Raw genomic sequence first — 22,123 nt, 5'->3', positions numbered from 1 at the left:
CAGGCTCGGGTGCTTCGGAAGGAGAAACCTGGCGAGCCACTGCAAACGGCTAAAAGCAGTGGGGACTCGCTTACTAGGTTAGGTGTTGCGGAGATTACTTCTTGCTGATGGTGATCTGGCGCGAAGGGCCTTGGGTCTGGCCGCTGACCCCGTTCGGGATCTTCTGCACTTCACCGCCGGACTTGAGGAAGGCTGCCATCTGGTTGGCTAGCGATTCGCTGGTTTCACTGGCAGGTTCGGGTTTGCGCTTGGCTGAGGAGGTCTTGGCGGCCATCGTTATCTGTTTCCTATGGTCAGTCGAACCGGACATTATACAGATCTGGCTAATTTTTGTTCGATTTTTTCGCTGGCCTTGATTTTTCTGTGTGCGTTCCTTGCTTCGCACGTGTTTCCGCGGATCGTTGTCGTTGCGCTTAGCCTGGCGGCAGACAGATTAGCGGCAGATGCGATAGCGGGCTTGGGTCGTCGGTAAGAACGCTCAGCGATTTTTCCCCTAAACGGGGGAGCATTCTCGCCCGTATCCGGTCCACTCAAATACGGGGTCTGGCGAAGCGGTCGTTTGCCCCGCCATAAAGTCAGGCAGGGGACGCTCGCGGCAAGTTATTTGTTTCGTCATCTCCAGCCCCCCGGCAATTTGGAATAGGAGCGGAGAGTGGCGGTCGTCATTAGTGCAATCTTGTGCATCATCCTGGGCCTGGCGCTTGCTGTCGGGGGCTGGAAGGTTATCGCCCTCGGCGGTACCTGGTATTTCGCAATCCTTGCAGTCGGCTTTCTGCTCACGGGCGCTTTGCTGTTAGCTCGGCGCCGTGCGGCGCTTTGGGTCTACGCGCTGGTGATGCTTGGCGCGCTGGGCTGGGCAATTTACGAGGTCGGCTTCGACTGGTGGCAACTGGCACCGCGCGCCAGCATTATTGGCCCGCTTGGGCTGTGGTTCCTGACGCCCTGGATTGCCCAGCGACTGGGTTGGCAACACTTCGGTGCGCGCGCCTGGGGCGGTAGCGCAATCCCGCTGATGATCGCGGTGGCACTATGGGGCGCGACGGCTCTGCATGCGTTGACCTCCGACAGCAGTGACATCAAAGGCATGCTGCCGCCGCCTTTGGCTGCTGCGCCAGCGGCCGAGGTGAACACCGCTGATAACGTGCCAGCCAGCGATTGGCATGCGTACGGTCGCACCCAGCACGGCACGCGCTACTCACCGCTCTCGCAGATCACGCCAAGCAACGTCGAGCGGTTGGAAAAGGTCTGGCATTACCACACCGGCGATATGCGACGTCCTAGCGATCCCAACGAGACCACTTACGAAGTCACGCCGCTGAAGATCGATGACAGCCTGTTCATCTGCACGCCGCACAACTTCGTGATCGCGTTGGATGCCGAGACCGGGGAAGAGCGCTGGCGCTTCGATCCGGAGGTTCCGGATTCGACCAATCGTCAGCATCTGACGTGTCGCGGCCTGTCCTATCACACCAGCGAGACCCCCGTGGAGGGACAGGCCTGTCAGCAGCGCCTGTTCATGCCCACAGCGGATGCGCGACTGATCGCCTTGGACCCCGAGACCGGCAAGGTCTGCGAATCATTTGGCGAAAACGGCGCGGTGAATTTGTGGAAGAACATGCCGAACGTCACGGAGGGTTTCTACTACTCCACATCGCCACCGGTTGTGGCTAATGATCTGGTCATCGTCGGCGGGGCGGTCAACGACAACGTTTCGACCACCGAGCCATCTGGCGTCATCCGCGCGTATGACGCAATCACTGGCGAACTGAAGTGGAACTGGGACCCGGGCAATCCGGAGCAGACTGCACCCATCGCGCCGGGCGAAACCTACAGCGAGAGCACGCCGAACAGCTGGAGCATTTCCAGCGCTGACGAGGAACTGGGGCTGGTTTTCGTGCCGATGGGCAATCAGGTTCCGGATCAGTGGGGCGGCAACCGCAGCGAGAACAGTGAGCGCTTCTCGTCTTCCATCGTCGCGCTGGATCTGGAAACAGGGCAGCTGCGCTGGGTGTTTCAGACCGTGCACCATGATCTCTGGGACATGGATGTGCCGGCGCAGCCAAGTCTTGTCGACATTCAGACCGAGTCGGGCATGGTCCCCGCACTCTTTCAGCCGACCAAACAGGGCGACATCTATGTACTGGATCGCCGCACGGGCGAGCCAGTGTTGCCGGTGCGCGAGGTGCCCGCGCCGCAAGGTGCCGCGAAGGGCGATTATGCCGCGGCTACGCAACCTGTGTCGGCACTGTCATACGAGCCGCCGAAGCTACAGGATTCCGATTTGTGGGGCGCGACCTTCATTGATCAGATGATGTGTCACATTCAGTTCAATTCGTTGCGTTACGAAGGGCGTTACACGCCGCCTTCGACCCAGGGTTCGCTGGTCTACCCTGGCAATTTCGGAGTGTTCAACTGGGGTGGGGTAGCTGTCGATCCGGTCCGGCAGATGGTGTTCAGCGCTCCGTCCTACCTGGCTTTCACCTCAACGTTGATTCCGCGCGAGAACGATGAGAAGGCTTACGTCTCCGACAGCGAACCGCACCTGAACGAAAACTTCGGCGCGCCGTTTGCGGTGGACCTGAAGCCGTTCGTGTCGCCGATCGGTCTGCCTTGCACTGCGCCGCCATGGGGTTACGTGGCGGGCGCCGACCTGCGCACGGGTAAAACCCATTGGCTGCGCAAGAACGGTACGGTGCGTGACCGGGCACCGGTGCCGCTGCCTTTCGAGATGGGTGTGCCGAGCCTGGGCGGGCCGGTGATCACCGCGGGCGGGGTGGCGTTCCTCTCCAGTACGCTGGATTACTACGTGCGTGCCTATGACGTCACCACCGGTAAGCAGCTTTGGCGGGCACGGTTGCCAGCGGGCGGCCAGGCGACGCCGATGACCTATCAGAGTCGTTCGGGGCGCCAGATGGTCGTGGTCGTTGCCGGCGGTCACGGGTCGCTCGGCACCAAGGCCGGGGATTCGGTCATCGCCTACGCACTGCCGCGATAACGTCGTTGCCGCGCGCGCGCCGCAGCGGTGCGCACGCGGCAAGCGGGTGGCCTGCTAGAATCGCCGCCTTCGACCCAGAGGAATCGCTACATGGCCGCAATCGGGCGCTTCAACAGCCTGCAAATCGTCAAGCACACCGGTTTCGGCCTTTATCTGGATGGCGGTCCGGATGGCGAAATCCTGCTGCCCAACCGCTACATTCCGAAAAACACGCCGACGGAGGTCGATGACTGGCTGAACGTCTTCATCTACCTCGACAGTGAAGACAAGCTCATCGCCACCACCGAGAAACCCAAGGTGCAAGTCGGCGAATTCGCAAGCCTCAAAGTCGCCGAGATCAACCGGATCGGGCTGTTTCTCGACTGGGGGCTGCCCAAGGATCTGCTGCTGCCTCACTCTGAAGAAAAGCGGCCGCTCAACGAGGGCGATTATTGTGTCGTTCACGTCTACCTCGACAAGCACACCCGTCGCATCACTGCCACCGCGCGGTTGGACCGTTACCTGGACAAGACGCCCGCGCGTTACAAGGTTGGCGAAGCCGTTGACCTGTTGGTAGTGGAGCCCACCGACCTCGGGCACAAGGCGATCATCAACGGCAAACACTGGGGGCTGATCCACAAGAACGAGGCCTTCAAGTTTCTGCGCGGCGGGATGCGGGAGAAGGGCTTCATCAAAGAGGTCCGCGACGATGGCAAGATCAGCCTGAGCCTTCAGCCAGTGGGCAGCGAAGCCGGCGACGCCTTGCAGGCGCTGATTCTGCAAAAGTTGCAGGAAAACCACGGCAGCCTCCCGGTCAGCGACAAGAGCCCTGCCGACGAAATTGCACGGCTGTTCGGGGTCAGCAAGGGCAACTTCAAAAAAGCCATCGGTGGTCTCTACAAACAGGGCCAAATCGTGATCCACCCGGATCGCATCGAGCGCGCCTGAAGGGCCAGCCCAGAGCCGGCTGGGCACTTCTTCACCTAGGTCTTTCGCAGCAAAGCCCGACGTCTATCCGACGGTACGGGCTCTTCCCTCCGCGCGGTGCATCCAGACGTGCCGTCGCTCGTTTTAATTTTGCCGTGCCCAGCCAGTTGGCTAGGTATTGCCTTTCCGCGCTGACTGACCGCTCATCCTGGTACGTATTGCCATTTGTTTCAGGGCGGAACTCCACTGGAACGATTCGAGTCCAGAAAGGGCGCCTGGTTGACCAGGGTTTTCGCGAAGGCTGAAACGGCCTCTCGCTTGATAGTTCGCGCTCGGAGAGGTCGTGAATAGGCATACCGAATCGCTGCCCAAGGCCTGGTACCTGTTGCAGTGCAAGCCGCGCCAGGATGCGCGGGCCTGCGAGCACCTTGTGCGCCAAGGCTTCGAATGCTTTGCGCCTGTGTTTACGGTGCAGACACTTGCCGCGGGCAAACTGCGCGAGCAGCAACAGCCGCTCTTCCCTGGCTACGTGTTTATTCGCATGGGCGCCGAAGACAGCTGGCTGTCGTTACGTTCCACGCGCGGCGTCAATCGGGTGGTTGCATTCTGTGGTCAGCCTTGCCGAGTGCCGGACGCCACGATTCATCACCTCAGGACGCGTTGCTCAACAACGGCTGCCAAACCCGCGTTGAGTCCCGGGGATCGGGTACAGGTCAGGGTGGGTGAGTGCGCCGACATGGAGGCCATCTTTGTTTCGATGGAGGGTGAGCAGCGCGTGATGTTGCTTTTGAACGTGCTCAATCGCCAACAGCAAATCCAGGTGCGTCTACAGAACGTGCAACCGATCCAGCAGCGCGCGGCCGTGCCTCTCTAATAAAAAACACACCATTTTTTGCTTCGCCTGCCGAGCTGTTTTGCTGGGCGAACCTGCTTGCGGCTGTGCCTATGGGCGCCGCGAGGTAACCATTACAGGGGGGCGTTCCCTGGGGCGGTAGCGTGCCTGAGGACCGGCGCCGAGCCTTGCAAATTCACGGTATTGCGATGCGCCATTCATCGATTCTGCAACTGTCCGGGATATTTGCGGTCTGTTGCGTGTCTATGCCACCTCACAGAGCCAGCGTCGCGGCCGGAGTCGAGGCATGAACAAAAATTTATCTCCGAGAAGGGATTCCATATGAGGAACATCACGCTTCCAGGTGTATCGCTACTGTGCCTTGCAGCTACCAATAGCTGGGCCGCTAACGATCCTCAGGATATTCGCATTGGTGGTTACGAGTTCACCCCGACGCTGGTCGTGCGTGAGAGCTATGACGATAACTATCGCGGACTGGCAGATAACGAACGGGCGTCCTGGGTAACTGGAATCAACCCGACCTTCTTGCTTGGGACGGGCAATCGCAACAGCGAGTACGAACTCGAGTATTCCTTCAACAGCGATATTTTTCATTCGGATTCCGAAGCCAGTAACACCGACCACCATCTCAATCTAAGAAGCGTCATGGAATTCACCTCACGCCATCGTTTGAGCTGGGGGCTGGCCTACCACCGCGTAGAGGAGACGGCCGACACCGAGCAAGCTATTGAAAACGACAAGTACAGCCGGACCATCGCTCGCGCCGCTTATCGTTTCGGTGCACAGAGCGCACAAAATCAGCTCGAGTTCGGCACTAATTACGAACAGCGCCGCTACTACAACAGCGGCAACATCAATGCGTCCGAAGAACGCAACAGCCTGATGTTCAACTCAGTCTGGTTCCATCGTCTGGGTTCCAAGACGCGCTCGCTCATTGAGATACGCCATACCGATCACGACTACAAGCTAAGCAGTGCGCTGCGTGACAGCACCAACGTGGCGTTGCTTGGCGGTGCGACCTGGGATGCCGGCGCGAAGACCTCCGGCATGTTCAAGCTTGGCGCCGAGCGCAAGGACTTCGATAGCGATCAGCGTGAAGACTCCACCAGCCCCATGTGGGAAATCGGCGTCACCTATAAACCCCGTAGTTACTCGGCGTTCACGCTCAATTCCCGTCGCGCCTTCGACGAGGGTGACAACGGTGCCAGCACCATTAATGACTGGACGACGCTCGCCACCTGGGATCACGAGTGGACCTCGCGTGTATCGACCGAGCTGCTCTACCGCTTTTCCGATCGCGAGTACAAAGGTATCAATCGAGACGATGAGCGCAGCGGCTACGGTGCCGGCGTGACCTGGTCGCCAGACCGCTGGGCCGACGTGACCCTGTCATATCTCAGAACGGAAAACGACTCCAGCCTGAGCTCGAGGACCTACGACCGAAACGTTTACTTGCTGAGTTTCGACCTGAGCCTTTGAGGCCGGGTAGGACGTTAACCAGTGCCTAAGGAGGAGCCGACCATGCGCATCCCGAACATTTTCAAATTCTTTTCCGTGCTGCTGTTGCTGGCGCTAAGTGCCGGCGCCAGTGCTGCGCAATACCAGCTGGGCTCGGGTGACGTGATCCGCATCAGCGTCCACGGTGAGCCTGATCTGTCGTTCGAGGAGATACGCCTGACCGATGCCGGCACGTTCACATTCCCCTTTCTGGGTGAGGTCGATGCCAACGGCAAAACTGCTAACCAGGTACGAAGTGTGCTGGTTGAAAAACTGAAGGACGGCTATCTGGTCGATCCGCGTGTTTCGGTATCGGTGGTTAATTACCGCGAGTTTTACATTGCCGGTGAAGTCAAGCTTCCCGGCGGTTACCCCTACCAGCCCGGGCTCACCCTGGATCGGGCGATCGCCCTGGCTGGCGGCCTTACCGAGCGTGCCTCGACCAAGCGCATGACGATTGTGCGCGGTTCCGAAGGCAGCCGAGCTGAAGAGAAAGCCACTATGGATACCCTGGTTCGCCCTGGCGACACGATCAACATCGACGAAGGATTCTTCTGATGAACAGCCCAGTTCGCCCGGATCGACCATGGCAGCGCCCAGCGGGGCCCGCAACCGATAGCGACTTCATCGACCTGAAAAAAATCTGGCACGCGATCTGGTCGCGCAAGTGGGGCATCGCCTTGCTGGTGGGCGTCGTCGCGCTGTTGACGGTATTCCTGCTGTCGCGCATGACGCCGATCTACAAGGCTGTCGCGTCGGTCCTCATCGAGACCAAAGGCACGCCAGTGCTGTCATTCCAGCCAGCGGCGGATACGCCGGTTGAGCTCAGCGAATACCTGCAGACCCAGCTCAGCCTGATGCAGAGCCGCGGCGTTGCCGAGCGCGTGGTACGCGACCTGAACCTCACCGAGCACCCCGAGTTCGACCTGCGTCAGCAGCCGGGCCCGCTGGTTGATATCGGCGGCATGATCGACGCGTTGACGGGCGATGAGCCAGAGCCGTATACCGAAGCCGAGATCCTCGACTTTGCCACTCAGTCGTTCATGGACCGTACCGCGGTGTGGGTCGAAGGCAAGAGCCAGCTGGTGTATCTGTCGATTTCCATGGCGGATCGCATGACCGCGGCCCAGGCTACCAACCAACTGGCCCAGTCTTATATCGAAGCGCAGCTGGAAGCGAAGGTCGACATGTCGATGACCGCCGCCAGCTGGATGAATGAGCGCCTGGTTTCCTTGCGCCAGGATCTCCAGGATTCGGAAGATCGCCTCCAGGCCTACCTGGATGCCGAAGGTCTGGTCGACATGGACGGCGTGGGCACCATCAGCGCCAACGAGCTGTCCCTGACGGGCGACCGCATGATCGACGCACGCCGTCAGCGTGCCGAGGCCGAAAGCCAATACCGCCAGGTTGAATCCATGCGCAGCCAGGGCTGGGAGCGTCTCGCCAGCGTACCGGCCGTGCTTGGCCATCCGCTGATTCAGCAGTTCAAGGCAAACCAGGCCCAGGCGCGTTCGCGGGTCGAAGATCTGTCGCGTCGCTATGGCGATCGCCATCCGGCAATGGTTTCGGCGCGTTCCGATCTGAATGCGGCGACCGCGAGCCTCCGGCAGCAGGTCGAGCAGGTGGTCGCGAGCATCGAGCGTAACTATCAGCTGGCCGTGGCCAACGAGAACTCGCTGCGGGCTTCTTTCGACGAGAACAAGGGCCGCATTCAGGACATCTCGCGCAAAGAGTTCAAGGTGCGTGACCTGCAACGTGAAGTTGAAAGTGACCGTGCCCTGTACGACACCTTCATGACCCGTCTGCAAGAAACCACCGCGACCTCGGATCTAAGTTCCACCAACGCGCGAGTCGTGGATGCGGCCATCCCGCCAACCGAACCCAGCGCACCGAACAAGAAGCTGATTCTGGTGGTGGCGTTGTTCCTGGCGCTGGTGCTCGGCATTGCCCAGGCGATCATTCGCGAGATTCTCGACAACACCTTCAAGAGCTCCGAAGAAGTCGAGACCAAGCTGGGTCTGCCAGTGATGGGCATCGTTCCGCAGGTGCCGCGCAAGCTGCGTAAAGAAGTCGGTCATCTGTTCGAGCGCAGCGGCGACAAGCGTTTCTGCGAAGCGGTACGGACCATCCGTACTAACCTGCTGTTGACCGAGGCCAGCCAGCCTCGTCAGGTCCTGGTCATCACCTCGACCGCACCGGGGGAAGGTAAGAGTTCGGTCTCTGCCAACCTCGCGTTTGCCATGGGGCAGTTGCATCGTGTCCTGCTGATCGACGCCGATCTGCGCCGCGCAACCCTCGACAAGGCGTTCGATTTCAAGCCGGGCACGCCTGGCCTGGTCAACCTGATCGGTGGCAACGCCAAGCTCGAAGATTGCATCCATACGGTCGGCAACGTGGACATGATCGCCGCCGGTGCGGTGCCGTCCAACCCGCTGGAGCTGTTGTCCTCGCCTCGTTTCGCCAAGCTGCTGGAAGTGGTCAAGGGTCGTTACGACCGCATCATCATCGACTCGCCGCCGAGCCAGGCCGTCAGTGACGCGGCTGTACTGTCGACCCTCGCTGATGCGGTGATCTACGTCGTCAAGTCCGACAGCACCTTGATCCCGCACGTGCAGAAAGGCGTGAGCCAGCTGCAAAACAGCAACGCGCCGCTCACAGGCGTCGTGCTCAATCACGTTGATATCGAGAAAGCCAAGAAGAACGGTCAGTTCCGTGGCTACTACGACCACTACGGATACAGCGAGCAGCAGCAAACGGTCTGATCCGGCTCGCTCAATCAGGTCTCCGAATCAGGTCCGCCTTCGCGGCGTGCCTGATTCGGTTTTTGAATCTGCCCAGCAAACGAATTTGAGCCACGGCCACCGCAAGGGTCGCGCCGAGGCACGCCTGTATCAATGTCTGAATCGAGGATCCTGCTATGAACATCACCGTCGTTGGAAGCGGCTACGTTGGGCTGGTTACCGGTGCCTGTATCGCGGAAATGGGCAACACGGTCTACTGCGTCGACGTAGACAAGTCCAAGATCGAGAACCTCAAGCAGGGCATTCTGCCGATCTACGAGCCGGGCCTTGAAGAAATCGTCACGGAGAACCATGCGTCCGGGCGCCTGCTGTTCACCACTTCGCTGGCCGAGGCCGCCGAGCAGTCTGAAGTCTTCTTCATCGCGGTCGGAACCCCGCCCGGCGAAGACGGTTCGGCAGATCTTCGCTACGTGCTGGAAGTGGCTCGCCAGATTGGTGACACCCTGACCGGGCCGGCCATCGTCGTGAACAAGTCTACGGTGCCGGTCGGTACTGCGGATCTGGTTCGCGCTGCGGTAGCCGAGCGGCTTGAGGCGCGCGGTGCCGACATCGAATTTTCGGTGGTATCTAACCCTGAATTTCTGAAGGAAGGTGCGGCGGTCAACGACTTCATGCACCCGGACCGTATCGTCATTGGTGCGGACAACGAGCATGCCCGTCAGGTCATGAGTGCGCTGTACGCGCCCTTTATCCGTAACCGTCCGCGCACCATGTTCATGGGCATCCGCGACGCGGAAATGACCAAGTACGCAGCCAACGCCATGCTGGCGACCAAGATTTCCTTTATGAACGAGATCGCCAGCCTGTGCGAGCGGCTCGATGTAGACGTCGAAAACGTTCGTCTGGGCATCGGCTCGGATGAGCGGATCGGCTATCACTTCATCTACGCGGGTTGTGGGTATGGCGGCTCCTGCTTCCCGAAGGACGTCAAGGCGCTGATCAACATCGCGCACCAGAACGACTTCGAACCCAAGCTGCTGCAGGCCGTCGAGGCCCGCAACGATCAGCAGAAGCACTCGCTGTTCAACAAGATTTCAGCTCACTTCAATGGTGATCTGAGCGGCCGTACCTTTGCGGTCTGGGGCCTGGCCTTCAAGCCCGGCACGGACGACATGCGCGAAGCCCCCAGCGTGGTGTTGATCAACAGCCTGATCAATGCCGGCGCCAAGGTCCGCGCGTTCGACCCGGTCGCCCGCGAAACGGCCCGTCGCGAATTCCCCGAGAGCTGGTTCACCGACGGCCTTTTGCAGATCGTCGAAGGCCAATACGAAGCGGCCATCGATGCTGACGCGCTGTGCCTGGTCACCGAATGGAAGCCGTTCCGCCGTCCCGATTTCCGTGCGCTCAAGAAGCTGTTGAAGACGCCGCTGATCATCGACGGGCGTAACCAGTACGACCGCGAGCAGGTCAAGCGTGAAGGCTTCAGCTATTACGGCATTGGCCGTCAGCCGGTTCACGCCTGAGCGAGGAGCTGCGAGTGAGCGCCATCGATCAGTCCAGCATGCGGCGCGGTTCGTCTCCGGTGAGAGAACGTCTGGCCGCACTGCTGCACACGAGCATGCGCAGCAAGCTGCTGCGCAATATCCTGACCGTGGTGACCGGCACCGCCGGTGCGCAGGCGATCACCCTGGCCTTCATGCCGGTGATCACTCGCATTTACGGTCCGGAAGCGTACGGGGTACTCGGCACCTTTCTCAGCGTCACGATGATGTTGATCCCGGTCGCTGCGCTTACCTACCCCATCGCGATCGTGCTGCCCAAGCGCGATGGCGATGCGCGGGGGCTGGTGCGATTGGCGCTGGCGATAGCCTTGTCGCTGGCGACGGTGGTTGCGCTGGCATTGCAGTTCTTTGGCGATCAGCTTGCTCGAACACTCGAGATCGAGATCATCCAGCCGTACCTGATGCTCATCCCGTTCGTGATGTTCTGTGGCGCGGCGCTCGAGATCTGTCAGCAGTGGCTGTTCCGCACCCAACGGTTCCGTATCACGGCGAGCGTGGCGGTGGGGCACTCGTTGCTGTTCAATTCGATGCGGACCGTGGCCGGTCTGGTGCAGTCGTCTGCGCTGGTGCTGGTCTGCACCACTGCTCTGCAACAAGCGCTGCACGCAGCGATGTTGGGGCTGGCGATGCTGCGGGCCAAGCCTCATGCGGACAATCATGCAGATGAAGTCGAGCAGGGCGGCCCTGGCATGCTCGAGCTGGCTCGCAGGCACAGCGATTTCCCCCGGTTTCGTGCGCCTGTGATGTTGATCAATGCGGTGTCGCAGCATTTGCCGACGTTGGTGCTCGCCGCCTACTTTGGCCCGGCGGCTGCCGGTTTCTTCGCCCTGTGCAAGCAGGCGCTGACGATGCCGACCAACTTGATTGGCAAATCAGTAGCCGACGTCTATTACCCACGCATCAGCCGCGCCATCCATGACCGCGAGCCGGTCGCGGCGATGCTGCTGAAGGCGACCGCCGCACTGGGTCTGGTCGGCTTGGTGCCGTTTTCCCTGGTGGCCGTGTTCGGCCCATGGCTGTTTGCACTGGTATTCGGTGAACAGTGGCATGTGGCCGGCGAATACGCCCGCTGGCTGGCCCTGGCCGAGTACGTGATCTTCGTCTCGCGCCCTTGCGTGGTCGCGGTTCCGGCACTGTCGCTGCAAGCCCGTTTCCTGCTGTTCGAGATCTTCAGCACCAGCTTGCGTGTGCTCTCGCTGTTTGGTGGTGCGCTGTTGATCGGCACAGCGCTGGCCACCGTTCAGGCCTTCGCCGTTGCCAGCATCGTCATCTATTCGTCGCTGATGGTGATCGTGTTGATTGCGTCGCGCAGGTGGTATGCGGCTCAGCAGAACGCACAGCATCCAGAAGAGAGTTTCGATTGATATGAAAGTAATACATTTGGTCGCTGGCGAATTGACCGGTGGCGCCGCGCGCGGTGCGTACTGGCTGCATCAGGGATTGCGATCGCTGGGTGTGGATTCCCTCGTCTACACCAATAGTCAGGAAACCCACGGCGACACCTCTGTGGTATCCGTCAGCCGCAGCAAACAAGACAAAATCATCAGCATCGCCAGAAGCCAGGCCGATCAAGCGTTCGCCAGCGTCTATCGCAAGCGCCAGTCGGGCATGTTCAGCGCAGGCGTCATGGGCGCCGATTTCACTGACAGCGCCGAGTGTCGCGAGGCCGACGTAGTGCATTTGCACTGGGTCAATGGTGGCTTCGTCGACATGAAGCATCTCGCCAAACTGCGTAAGCCGATTGTCTGGACCATGCGTGACATGTGGCCAATGACCGGCGGCTGCCATTACGCCATGGGCTGCGAAAAATTCACCACGGGCTGCGGCAGTTGCGACCAGTTGGGTAGCCAATCCGACAAAGACCTGTCGCGCTTCGTACTCAACCGCAAGCGCAAGTACCTGCCCGAATCGATGAAGATGATTGGCATCAGCGACTGGGTGTCTGAACAGGCCAGGCAGAGCCTGCTGTTCCGCGACTTCGATGTGCGCACCATCCACAACAATGTGGATGCCAGCGAATTCTTCCCGCTGGACAAGGCCCTTGCCCGGCAATTGCTCGGTCTGACCACCGAGAAAAAGATCATCCTCACCGGCTGCACCAGCGCCAAAGACACCTACAAGGGCTTCGGCAAGTATCTGGAGATGCTTACGCACCTGGATCCAGCCAAGTACCACCTGTGTTTTTTCGGCAAGTTGGACCAGTCCATTGCCGACGCCTTGGGCTTCGACTACACCTCGTTCGGCTACCTGCACGACAGCATCTCGCTGCGCCTGCTGTATTCGGCGGCGGATGTGTTCATCGCACCGAGCCTGATGGAAGCGTTCGGCAAAACCTTGGCCGAAGCCATGGGCTGCGGAACGCCCGTGGTGTGCTTCGACGCCACCGGCCCCAAAGACATCGTGACCCACAAGCAAGACGGCTATAAGGCCGCGCCCTTCGAAGCCCAGGGTTTAGCCGAGGGAGTCGAGTGGGTCACCGGCGAGGCGGACTATCAGCAGCTCGTGCTCAATGCGCGGGACAAGATCACCAGCACCTTCGACAGCCCTGTCATTGCCCGCCAATACCAGGCGCTGTACCAGGAAATGCTCGCATGAACAGTCCGTTCGTCCGTACCGGCCAGGGCGGTAACGCCCCGTTAACGTCAACGGCCAACTATCGACTCAATCAGCTGCAAGGCGGGGCAGAGCGCTTGGTCGCCTCTGCGCTGTCTGCTCAGCATCAACTCAATACCCCTCTCGTCATCTGGAACCTACAGGTACTCTGAAATGGAAAAGAAACGCGCGCTGATCACCGGAATTACTGGCCAGGACGGTTCCTATCTCGCTGAGTTTCTGCTGGAAAAGGACTACGAGGTACATGGCATCAAACGCCGTGCGTCGTCGTTCAATACGCAGCGGGTCGACCACATCTATCAGAACCGTCACGTTGAAGACCAGAACTTCGTGCTGCACTACGGCGACCTGACCGATTCGTCGAACCTGACCCGCATCATCCAGGAAGTCCAGCCGGACGAGGTCTACAACCTCGGTGCGCAATCCCACGTCGCGGTCAGCTTCGAGTCGCCTGAATACACCGCCGATGTCGATGGTATGGGCGCCTTGCGCATCCTTGAAGCCATTCGCCTGCTGGGCCTGGAAAAGAAGACACGCTTCTACCAGGCCTCGACTTCCGAACTCTATGGCCTGGTCCAGGAAATTCCGCAGAAGGAAACCACGCCGTTCTACCCGCGTTCTCCTTATGCGGTGGCCAAGCTCTATGCCTACTGGATCACCGTGAACTACCGCGAAGCCTACGGTATGTACGCCTGCAACGGGATTCTCTTCAACCACGAGTCGCCACGCCGTGGCGAGACCTTCGTGACGCGCAAAATCACCCGGGGCCTGGCTAACATCGCCCAGGGGCTCGAGACGTGCCTGCACATGGGCAACCTCGATGCGCTACGCGATTGGGGACATGCCAAAGACTACGTGCGCATGCAGTGGATGATGCTGCAGCAGGATCAGGCCGAAGACTTCGTCATCGCCACCGGCGTGCAGTACTCGGTGCGTGAGTTCATCAAGTGGTCGGCTGCCGAGCTGGGCGTTGAGCTGCGCTTCGAAGGGAGCGGCATCGAAGAACGCGCCATCGTTGCCGGTATCGAAGGGGACAAGGCGCCGGCACTGAAGGTCGGTGACGTCGTTGTCCGTATCGACCCGCGTTACTTCCGTCCCGCGGAAGTGGAAACCCTGCTCGGCGACCCGAGCAATGCCAAGAACAAGCTGGGCTGGACGCCTGAGATCAGCGTGCAGGAAATGTGCGCCGAAATGGTTCGTGAGGACCTCAAGGTCGCCCAGCGCCATGCCCTGCTCAAAGAGCACGGTTTTGAAATTCCAGTGAGTGTGGAGAACTGAATATGAATCGTGACGCACGTATTTTCGTTGCGGGACATCGTGGCATGGTGGGTTCTGCGATCGTCCGCCGCTTGCAAGCGCTGGGATATACCAACCTCATCACGCGCGGTCGTGAAGAGCTGGATCTGGTCGATCAGGCGGCGGTCAATGCCTTCTTTGCTGAAAACAAAATCGATCAGGTGTACATGGCCTCGGCCAAGGTCGGCGGTATTCACGCCAACAACACCTATCCGGCCGAGTTCATCTACCAGAACCTGATGGTCGAGGCGAACATCATCCACGCGGCGCACGTCAACGATGTGAACAAGCTGTTGTTCCTCGGCTCGTCCTGCATCTATCCAAAGCATGCCGAGCAGCCGATGAAAGAAGAGGCGCTGGTGACGGGCGTGCTGGAACCGACCAATGAGCCTTATGCGGTTGCGAAAATCGCCGGCATCAAGCTCTGTGAAAGCTACAACCGCCAGTATGGGCGGGACTATCGCAGCGTCATGCCGACCAATCTCTACGGTCCCAACGACAACTTCCATCCGGAAAACAGCCACGTGGTGCCGGCGCTGCTCAAGCGCTTTCACGAAGCGACCCAGCGTGGCGACAACGAAGTGGTGATCTGGGGCAGTGGCAAGCCTCAGCGTGAATTTCTCCATGTCGACGACATGGCCGCCGCCAGCGTGCACGTGATGGAACTGGACGACGAAACCTACCAGGCCCACACCCAGCCGATGCTTTCGCACATCAACGTCGGTACTGGCGTGGACTGCAGCATCCGCGAACTGGCGGAAACCATTGCGCGGGTCACCGAATACCAGGGTGAGTTAAAGTTCGACAGCAGCAAGCCGGATGGCACGCCGCGCAAGCTGATGGATGTCTCGCGCCTCAAGGCACTGGGCTGGCAGTCGAGCATCAGCCTTGAAGACGGTCTGCGCGACGCCTATCGCTGGTTCGTCGAAAACCAGCACCAGGCGCGTCACTGACCGAAAAGAGTAGCCGCCAGGGATGCATCTTGCGGCAGCGGACCTTTCTTCCGCTGCTGTTGTCCATCCATGGCGCACGTTTTCCTCGCCGCAGTGGGCCGCCTCATCCAAGTCATCAGGATGGGCTGCTCGGTTCTATGTTTCGCCACGTCAATCGGATACTGGAGAGAGCGCTTGTTAAGGAAAGTTCTGGCGTACAAGAATCTGTTGTTCATCCTGTTACTGCTGAACTCGACCTGCTTCTTCCTGACGGATGACAAACGGGCCGGGATCGCGTACTTCCAAGAGCTGTTCCTGCTGCTGGTGGTGGCGGCAACGGCCTGTCTGTTCGTGGCATGGAAATGGGTCTATCAGTCCAAGACGAGCCTGTGGATCATTTTCATGGGCTGCCTGCTACCGGTGATCTCGGCGGTACTCGCCAACCTGAACTTCGGTCAGCCGCTGGCGTATGGCTTGCTGGAAGAGCGTCGTTTCTTCCAGTACCTGGTGTTCTTCCCGACGCTGTTCTTGTTGGTCAAGGCATCTCCCACCCAGGAAGAGCTGGCGAAGTACTTTCTGTACGTCGCACTGTTTTGCGCGACGTTGGGCTTCGCCTACTACTTGGGGATCATCCCCCAGAACCAGGTTGCCTCGTTCACCGTCGATGACTGGACGCAGTATGAAGACCTGCTGCGCCCGAACCGCTTTCGTATCGGCTCGCCGTTCGTGACCGTTGCCGTGTTCATGGTGATGTACAGCATGAAGGACCGCGTCACTCTTGGGCGGCTGGCCATTCTTCTCTATTTCGTCGCTTACCTGTGGTTGGTCATGCAAACACGCCAGACCATGCTGGTCTGGGCGCTGGCCGGGGTATGGATTTTCCGCAAGCGTATCGACTCGTTAATGAAGCTGAGTGCGCTGGGTGTGATGGTTCTGGTGGTGTCGTATCTGCTGGTTCCGGAGTTTTATCACGAGCAGTTCGCACGCTTCGATGCCTTGCTGTTCGATGCGACATCCGGACCTGGGGTGCGTGACACGACTGTTTCGGTAATTCTCGACGCCATCAGCGCCAACAATTATTTCGGTATGGGCGCGCTGTCCCTGCAATGGAATGGCGGGTTCTCAAGGATCTATAACTCGCACTTCTATCTGGCCGATGTCGGAATATTCGGCGTCTATCACCGCTACGGTTTCCTAACGCCAGTCGTAGTCCTGATGTTCTATGGCGGCTTTATCTGGGTCATGCGCCAGTGTTCGGACAAGGGCAATCTTCTTGCCGCATTACAGCTTTCGTTCGTGGTGAGCATGCTGAATATTACGCTGTCCAACGCGCTGACGTTCTCGGGCGACGTGTATGGAATGGCGGCTGCGTTCTTCCTTTATTACGCCAAGTTACAAATGGCGGATGCTCCTCTCAATGCAAATCTAGAACAGGTGAATTATGGTCAGTTTCAGTATCGTAACTATAAACTGGAATAATTTTGATGGCCTGAAGGAAACCTATCGGAGCCTGGCCAGCCAGACTTACCGAAACTTTCGCTGGATCGTGATTGACGGTGCGTCAAAAGATGGTAGTGGCGAGTGGCTGCGAAGCCTGGATGACAGTCAGGCAGAAATCACAATAGAGCCGGACAAAGGCATCTACGATGCAATGGAAAAAGGGCGCCAAAGAGCCGTTGAGACCCCCGGCTATACCCTGTTTCTAAACAGTGGCGATTCCTTTGCTGATCCGAATGTACTTGAGCGGATCAATGAAGAATTAACGAAAGCCACCGTCGAACCAAAATTCATTTACGGCGATTTTTATCGCAAAGAAGCGAGCGGCGAGTTGAAGCGTACCGCCGCTCGGCCCATTGATCGCGCACCGCTTGGTTTGCCGGCTAGCCATCAAACGATGTACTTCGAGAACGAGCGGCTGCAGCGGTTCAAGTTCCGGTTGGATTACAAGTTGTCGGCCGATTACTGCTTACTGCTCGAATTTCTCCAAGGACTGGACCTGCAGGCTGAAGTTCTTCAGTTGCCTTTCCCGCTGTGCATTTTCGATACAACCGGTGTTTCACATAAACGACGCTTCGAGGCGATTCGTGAAGACATGGATATCAGGCAGCGCTTTCTGAATTTTTCCAAACCTAATGCGTTAGCGCTCTATGCGCTGCATTACGTGCATACGCATTCCAAGCAATTGCGCGCCTCGTTGGGGCGCTGAGCAACAGGTAACCGACCTAAGAAAAATGGACTGTCAAAAGAACAGGGTGCAGGAGAGAGTTCGATGAATTACCGAAGCCTGAATGATCTGTCGCGGCTGAGTACAGAATGTGCCGGCAAAATTCCCAACGATGTCGATCTGGTTGTCGGCATACCAAGAAGTGGGATGTTGGTCGCCAGCATCATTGCGCTGAAACAGAATCTTCCGTTGACGGATCTCTACTCATTCCTGCGCAACGACGACCTGAAGAAGGGCAGTACCCGCACCTACAAGCACGCTGAACTGGTCAAACCAAGGGAGGCGAAAAAGATTCTGCTGGTCGACGACAGTATTTCTTCGGCCAAGTCCATGCGTGCCGCGGAAGAACAGGTTCGTGCGAGCTATGACGGACAAGTGGTGACCATGGCGGTATTTGCCGAGAAACATAATCGGCACCATGTCGACTTTCACCTCGAGCTTGTCGAACAGCCTCGGGTCTTCGAGTGGAACGTCATGCACCATCCTTACTTGGCGCAAGCGTGCCTGGATATCGACGGCGTGCTCTGTGTCGATCCGACCAACGAAGAGAATGATGACGGGCCGAACTATCGGGAATTTCTCAGCTGCACGCGCCCTTTGTTCATTCCCTCGGTCAAGGTCGCGCACTTGGTGACCAGCCGGCTGGAGAAGTATCGCGCCGAAACGGAAGAATGGCTGGAACGCAACGGCGTGCAGTACGGAACGCTGCACATGCTGGATCTGCCTACCGCCGAGGAACGCCGGCGCTTGAACATTCATCACAAGTTCAAGGCGGAGGTGTATGCCAAGCAACCGCTGACACGATTGTTCGTCGAAAGCGAAGTTAGGCAGGCCATCGAGATCATGAAGCTCAGCCGCAAGCCGGTCTATTGCATTGAGACCAATGAGATGTACGTGCCTGGGCAGGTCTACAACCTCAAGGCCAATACGCTGCGGAAAACTCACAGTCTCAAAGCGAAACTGATTGGGAAGGCCAAGTCGATATTGAGCAGGTGGTCGCCCGTAGCGCCGTCATCGAAGAGTTGAAGGCGAGGTTGATTGCGTACCTGGGCGCAACCAACCTGCCGTCCGCGTGAATACAGTCAGTGGTTAGGTCCGATGCGAGTGCATTCGCCCTGACCGACGTATTTGCTGAGTACATCCCACTGAGGGCGGTCTAGGCCGTCCTTGGTGGGTTCGACGGATAGTTTGTATTTGCCCCAGGAAGAGCCCGCCGCCCAGTAGGTGATCGGGATGCAATGCTCCTGCAGATAAGCCAGCAAGTTATCCATGGCTTCGAGGTAGCGAGGTTCATCGGCGGGAATGCCGAACTCGCCGATATGGCCTTGTTTGTCGTGCTCGATCAGCCAGTCGATAAAGGGTTTGACTCGCTTGACGCCTAGCATGGTGTCGAAGTTTTTCTCCAGCGGCTCCTTGTAATGTCCGCTGCCGTGTTTATCGATGTACAGATGAGCTGAAAATATCAACTTGTCGGAGGGGTCTTTCAGTTGCAACAACGGATCATTGAATTTTGGCCAACGATAACTGCTGGACCAGAAGTTGCCCTCGATAAGCAGGGGCCGCTTCTGGTCATGTTTTCTGATGGCGTCGATACCGGCCTGAGCGGCGGCCGGCCAGTATTCATCGGCGCCATGTGGCTCGTTCATGATGTCGTAGGCATAAAGGCCTTTTTCATCTTTCCAACGCTTGGCCACACGTTCGAGCAGATCGGCATATGCCGATATCGGCACGGCCTCGGTGCCGATTATCTGCTTGCGATAACGGGCATAGTTATGGATATCGAGGATGACGCGCATGTCGTATTGAGCGGCCTGTTGCAGAGTCTGGTCGATCAGTTCCGCGTAGTCCTCGTCAAGTTCGGCATTCAACGCTGGTTGCAGGCGCTCCCACATAATGGGGAAGCGGATGGTCTCGATACCCTTGGCTTTCCACTGGGCAAGGTAGCCGGGCGCAGGGAAGAAATAATTTGTTTTATATTTTCCGGGGATGACATTACCGGAAAATGCGGCTCCGCCAATATTCAATCCAATCAGATCGATATTTTCTGCGTAGCTAACGGCACTCGAGAGGGCAAGCGTGAGTCCGAGGAGTATTCCTTTTGACCGGTCCGAAGCGCTGCGTGTCCTTAACATCTCACTACCTCATTCTGCTCTTTGGGACGATACCGCGGCTGCGGTTGCTTCGTTTGTCCGGTGACGGCAGGCATTGTTCATTTTTGACAGGCGAATCTTTCCGCCTGGCGGCGCACGACCACCAAGATTGCTGTCGGACGCCAACAACTTTTTTCACGGGTTACAGACAGAGAATCTATTTATGAAAAATCCCCTCACCAAAAGGATGGATCCTTTGATAGGGAAGCTGAAACTATTGGAAGAAGCCGATACAGGTCCTTTCATCTCTGAACTGAAAAAGCGTGACTCACCGACGATTCTTGGCTTTCTCAATCAGCACGGCTACAACATTGCGCAGCGTCAGCCGGCGGTGTTGGATAGCTTTCTGCAGGTCAACTACCTTTTGCGCGACGGGATTGGCATTAAGATGGCCTGCTCATTCAATGGGCGGGATCCGAAGGCCAACCTCAACGGGTCAGACTTCATTCCTGAGCTGATCGAGGATCTGGTAGGCGAGTCCAAAGACCGCTACGAGCTGTTTGCCATGGGCACCCGTGAACCCTGGCTCAGCGAGGGTGCGCGCAATCTGTTCGGAAACAGGCATTTCCATGCCATCGATGGCTTCAAGGCGCCCGAGGATTATCTGGCGTTCTACCAGAAGCACCACGTGCCTGGTCGCTATCCAATCATCGTGCTGGCCATGGGGATGCCCAAGCAGGAGCGCGTTGCGCTGCACCTGCAGAAGGCCATGGATACCCGTGCGCTGCTGATTTGCGGCGGCGCCATTCTGGACTTTTCGGCGCAGCGTTTTCCCCGTGCCCCCATTGTCTTTCGCCGCCTGGGGTTGGAGTGGGCGTTCCGCATGCTCATCGAGCCGCGCCGGCTGTTCAAGCGTTATGCCATCGGTATACCCGTCTTCTTCTATTACCTGTCGCGTAACGCACTCTCCAGTGCTCGCCGTGTAGGCGACTGGAACGCGCTCAAGCGCGAGCCCTGAGCCATCCCCGCTGTCTGTCGTATGGCCATGGAAGGTTGCGGCAGAAAGGTGGTGATGACGGCTATCGTGGAATCACACGTAACGACATCAGCAGGCTGAACAGGTAATGCGCCGAGAGCGTGATGGCGTAAACCAGCAAAACCGAAGTAATCGGCAACTCAAGCAGGTGACCGCTGGCGAAGCAGGCGAGGGTGAGCACGGCCCGTTGTATGTTCAATGCCAAGAGCAGCCGCTGCCCCTGGAAGACCGAAAGCAGATGCGAAGCGGGCGCATGCATGAATTGGAACAGCAGATAAATCGCCAATAACGACGCCATCTCGCCCGCCATCGCCCATTCGGTGCCAAACGCCAACGCAAATATTCGCTCGCCGAAGAGCAGCAGTACTAGCGTCGGCGCGAGCGCGAGGGCCAGCAACCGCTTGATCACCGAATAGGTCAGCGTGCGGATTTCCGCGGGGCGCTTACGTCCAATCGTGGCGATTTCAGCGTAATAGGCCTTGCTGGTCGAATGCCCGAGCAGATTCATCGGCAGAGCCAGCGTCATCATGGCCAGCCCGAGTTGACCCGTCGTTCGCGGGTCGTAGAGCGCCGCGGTCAGCAGCAAAGGCGCCTGGCTGGAGACGATCTGCAGCAACTGTGAAGGCAGGCGGTAGGTCGGAAAGCTTCGATAGTGCCGCATTAGCCGCCAGGCTCGTAACAGGGTGACCTGGCGCCAGTAGCGCTTCATATCCGCTTCGAACAGCCGTATTAGCCTGACTGTCCCCGCGCCAGCCCCCAACACCTGACCAGCCAGCAGCCCGACCGGCTTCAAACCCAGCAGTCCCAGCGCCACCTTGGCAATCGAACCCACAGCGCTCTGCTGCAGCTGGGTCCGTGCGATGGCCGGATAGGCGCGTCGGCGTACGGCCCAGATCAATAGCACCTCATAGAGACCCGCGCTCGTCAGTGCGACCCCTAGCATCCAGCGATACGGCGTCAGCGCTTCCATCGAGACCAAGGTCAGCAAAGCGGGGCCAGCAAGCCACAACAGAATGCCCACAATTACGGTTGTCGCGGCAACGAAGACCGCAGACAGGACCATCAGCGTCATCGCAGTACCGTCCCTGCTGGGCAGCGGAACCGCGAGCTCGTAGCGCAGCGTCATCATGGGGGTAAGAATCAGCAGCAGCGCGGTAAAGACCGACAGGACAGCGAAATGCTCGGGGCTGTAGATGCGAGTGAGGAGCGGGATGGATCCGAGGCCAACAACCCGGGCCAAGCCGTTGCCGACGGCCAGAGTCGCCATGCCCTTGAATACCTTGGCGGAGGCGTTTCCGCCCAGTTGCTGCCGCGCTGCAAGCAGTTTGCCCATAAGGACGCTATGCACTTGAACTCCCTTCCCTGTGGGCGAGTCGCC

The 22,123-nt window shown here is 58.7% G+C and carries 19 protein-coding genes; 16 read left to right on the top strand and 3 right to left on the bottom strand.

All coding sequences use genetic code 11. The features are described 5' to 3' along the window. Positions 1–94: 94 nt before the first annotated feature. Complete coding sequence (locus tag ACQKIK_RS03055; RefSeq protein ID WP_045429136.1) at positions 95–274, bottom strand: PFL_1563 family small protein; 180 nt, start codon at positions 272–274, stop codon at positions 95–97. A gap of 378 nt (positions 275–652) precedes the next feature. Between ACQKIK_RS03055 and ACQKIK_RS03050 the strand changes: the two genes are divergently transcribed. The 15 genes from ACQKIK_RS03050 (at position 653) to ACQKIK_RS02980 (ending at position 18,645) form a co-directional block, all read left to right on the top strand. After that, positions 653–2,995 (top strand): glucose/quinate/shikimate family membrane-bound PQQ-dependent dehydrogenase, encoded by a 2,343-nt coding sequence (locus ACQKIK_RS03050; RefSeq protein WP_241530490.1) that lies wholly within the window; start codon positions 653–655, stop codon positions 2,993–2,995. A gap of 90 nt (positions 2,996–3,085) precedes the next feature. Beyond that, entirely contained in the window at positions 3,086–3,922 is an 837-nt protein-coding gene (locus ACQKIK_RS03045; RefSeq protein WP_241530491.1) for a CvfB family protein, read from the top strand. Between the two features lie 322 nt (positions 3,923–4,244). Then, entirely contained in the window at positions 4,245–4,775 is a 531-nt protein-coding gene (gene rfaH, locus ACQKIK_RS03040; protein ID WP_241530492.1) for a transcription/translation regulatory transformer protein RfaH, read from the top strand. Between the two features lie 300 nt (positions 4,776–5,075). Beyond that, entirely contained in the window at positions 5,076–6,233 is a 1,158-nt protein-coding gene (locus ACQKIK_RS03035) for an outer membrane beta-barrel protein (RefSeq protein WP_197445627.1), read from the top strand. 42 nt (positions 6,234–6,275) lie between these two features. Then, on the top strand, positions 6,276–6,809 hold the full coding sequence (locus ACQKIK_RS03030) for a polysaccharide biosynthesis/export family protein (protein WP_222911155.1): 534 nt from the start codon (positions 6,276–6,278) through the stop codon (positions 6,807–6,809). After that, a complete protein-coding gene (locus ACQKIK_RS03025; protein WP_499134698.1) occupies positions 6,809–9,013 on the top strand; it encodes a GumC family protein in 2,205 nt (734 codons plus the stop codon). The genes ACQKIK_RS03030 and ACQKIK_RS03025 overlap by 1 nt, the downstream gene beginning before the upstream one ends. Before the next feature lie 155 nt (positions 9,014–9,168). Beyond that, complete coding sequence (locus ACQKIK_RS03020) at positions 9,169–10,515, top strand: UDP-glucose dehydrogenase family protein (protein ID WP_241530494.1); 1,347 nt, start codon at positions 9,169–9,171, stop codon at positions 10,513–10,515. 14 nt (positions 10,516–10,529) lie between these two features. After that, the gene (locus tag ACQKIK_RS03015; RefSeq protein ID WP_216706900.1) at positions 10,530–11,918 is read left to right on the top strand and encodes a lipopolysaccharide biosynthesis protein; all 1,389 of its coding nucleotides are present in this window, start codon (positions 10,530–10,532) and stop codon (positions 11,916–11,918) included. Between the two features lies 1 nt (position 11,919). After that, positions 11,920–13,149 carry a glycosyltransferase family 4 protein gene (locus ACQKIK_RS03010; RefSeq protein WP_499134697.1) on the top strand — a complete coding sequence of 410 codons (1,230 nt, stop codon included), beginning with the start codon at positions 11,920–11,922 and terminating at the stop codon, positions 13,147–13,149. Beyond that, a complete protein-coding gene (locus ACQKIK_RS03005) occupies positions 13,146–13,319 on the top strand; it encodes a hypothetical protein (RefSeq protein WP_499134695.1) in 174 nt (57 codons plus the stop codon). Before ACQKIK_RS03010 ends, ACQKIK_RS03005 begins: the two co-directional genes overlap by 4 nt. A gap of 1 nt (position 13,320) precedes the next feature. Continuing rightward, complete coding sequence (gene gmd, locus ACQKIK_RS03000; protein WP_499134693.1) at positions 13,321–14,445, top strand: GDP-mannose 4,6-dehydratase; 1,125 nt, start codon at positions 13,321–13,323, stop codon at positions 14,443–14,445. Positions 14,446–14,447: 2 nt separating this feature from the next. Beyond that, on the top strand, positions 14,448–15,416 hold the full coding sequence (gene fcl, locus ACQKIK_RS02995; protein ID WP_045429120.1) for a GDP-L-fucose synthase: 969 nt from the start codon (positions 14,448–14,450) through the stop codon (positions 15,414–15,416). A gap of 174 nt (positions 15,417–15,590) precedes the next feature. Beyond that, positions 15,591–16,874 (top strand): hypothetical protein, encoded by a 1,284-nt coding sequence (locus ACQKIK_RS02990; protein WP_045429118.1) that lies wholly within the window; start codon positions 15,591–15,593, stop codon positions 16,872–16,874. After that, positions 16,837–17,601, top strand: coding sequence for a glycosyltransferase (locus ACQKIK_RS02985; RefSeq protein WP_127838720.1), 765 nt, complete (start codon positions 16,837–16,839; stop codon positions 17,599–17,601). The genes ACQKIK_RS02990 and ACQKIK_RS02985 overlap by 38 nt, the downstream gene beginning before the upstream one ends. 63 nt (positions 17,602–17,664) lie before the next feature. Continuing rightward, positions 17,665–18,645, top strand: a complete 981-nt coding sequence (locus ACQKIK_RS02980; protein WP_101153444.1) for a phosphoribosyltransferase family protein — start codon at positions 17,665–17,667, stop codon at positions 18,643–18,645. A gap of 56 nt (positions 18,646–18,701) precedes the next feature. On the opposite strand, the gene ACQKIK_RS02975 is transcribed toward ACQKIK_RS02980, so the two are convergent. Next, a complete protein-coding gene (locus ACQKIK_RS02975) occupies positions 18,702–19,643 on the bottom strand; it encodes a glycoside hydrolase family 5 protein (RefSeq protein WP_499134692.1) in 942 nt (313 codons plus the stop codon). A gap of 313 nt (positions 19,644–19,956) precedes the next feature. Between ACQKIK_RS02975 and ACQKIK_RS02970 the strand changes: the two genes are divergently transcribed. Further along, positions 19,957–20,727 carry a WecB/TagA/CpsF family glycosyltransferase gene (locus ACQKIK_RS02970; RefSeq protein WP_064481851.1) on the top strand — a complete coding sequence of 257 codons (771 nt, stop codon included), beginning with the start codon at positions 19,957–19,959 and terminating at the stop codon, positions 20,725–20,727. Positions 20,728–20,788: 61 nt separating this feature from the next. Here ACQKIK_RS02970 and ACQKIK_RS02965 read toward each other — a convergent pair whose 3' ends face one another. Further along, the gene (locus ACQKIK_RS02965) at positions 20,789–22,093 is read right to left on the bottom strand and encodes a lipopolysaccharide biosynthesis protein (protein WP_499134690.1); all 1,305 of its coding nucleotides are present in this window, start codon (positions 22,091–22,093) and stop codon (positions 20,789–20,791) included. Positions 22,094–22,123 lie beyond the last annotated feature (30 nt).

The sequence above is a fragment of the Pseudomonas sp. NPDC047961 genome (assembly GCF_050272435.1).
Classification (GTDB): Bacteria; Pseudomonadota; Gammaproteobacteria; order Pseudomonadales; family Pseudomonadaceae; genus Stutzerimonas.
The sequence above is the reverse complement of the archived record's forward strand: the minus strand, read 5'-3'. Positions and strand labels throughout refer to the sequence as shown.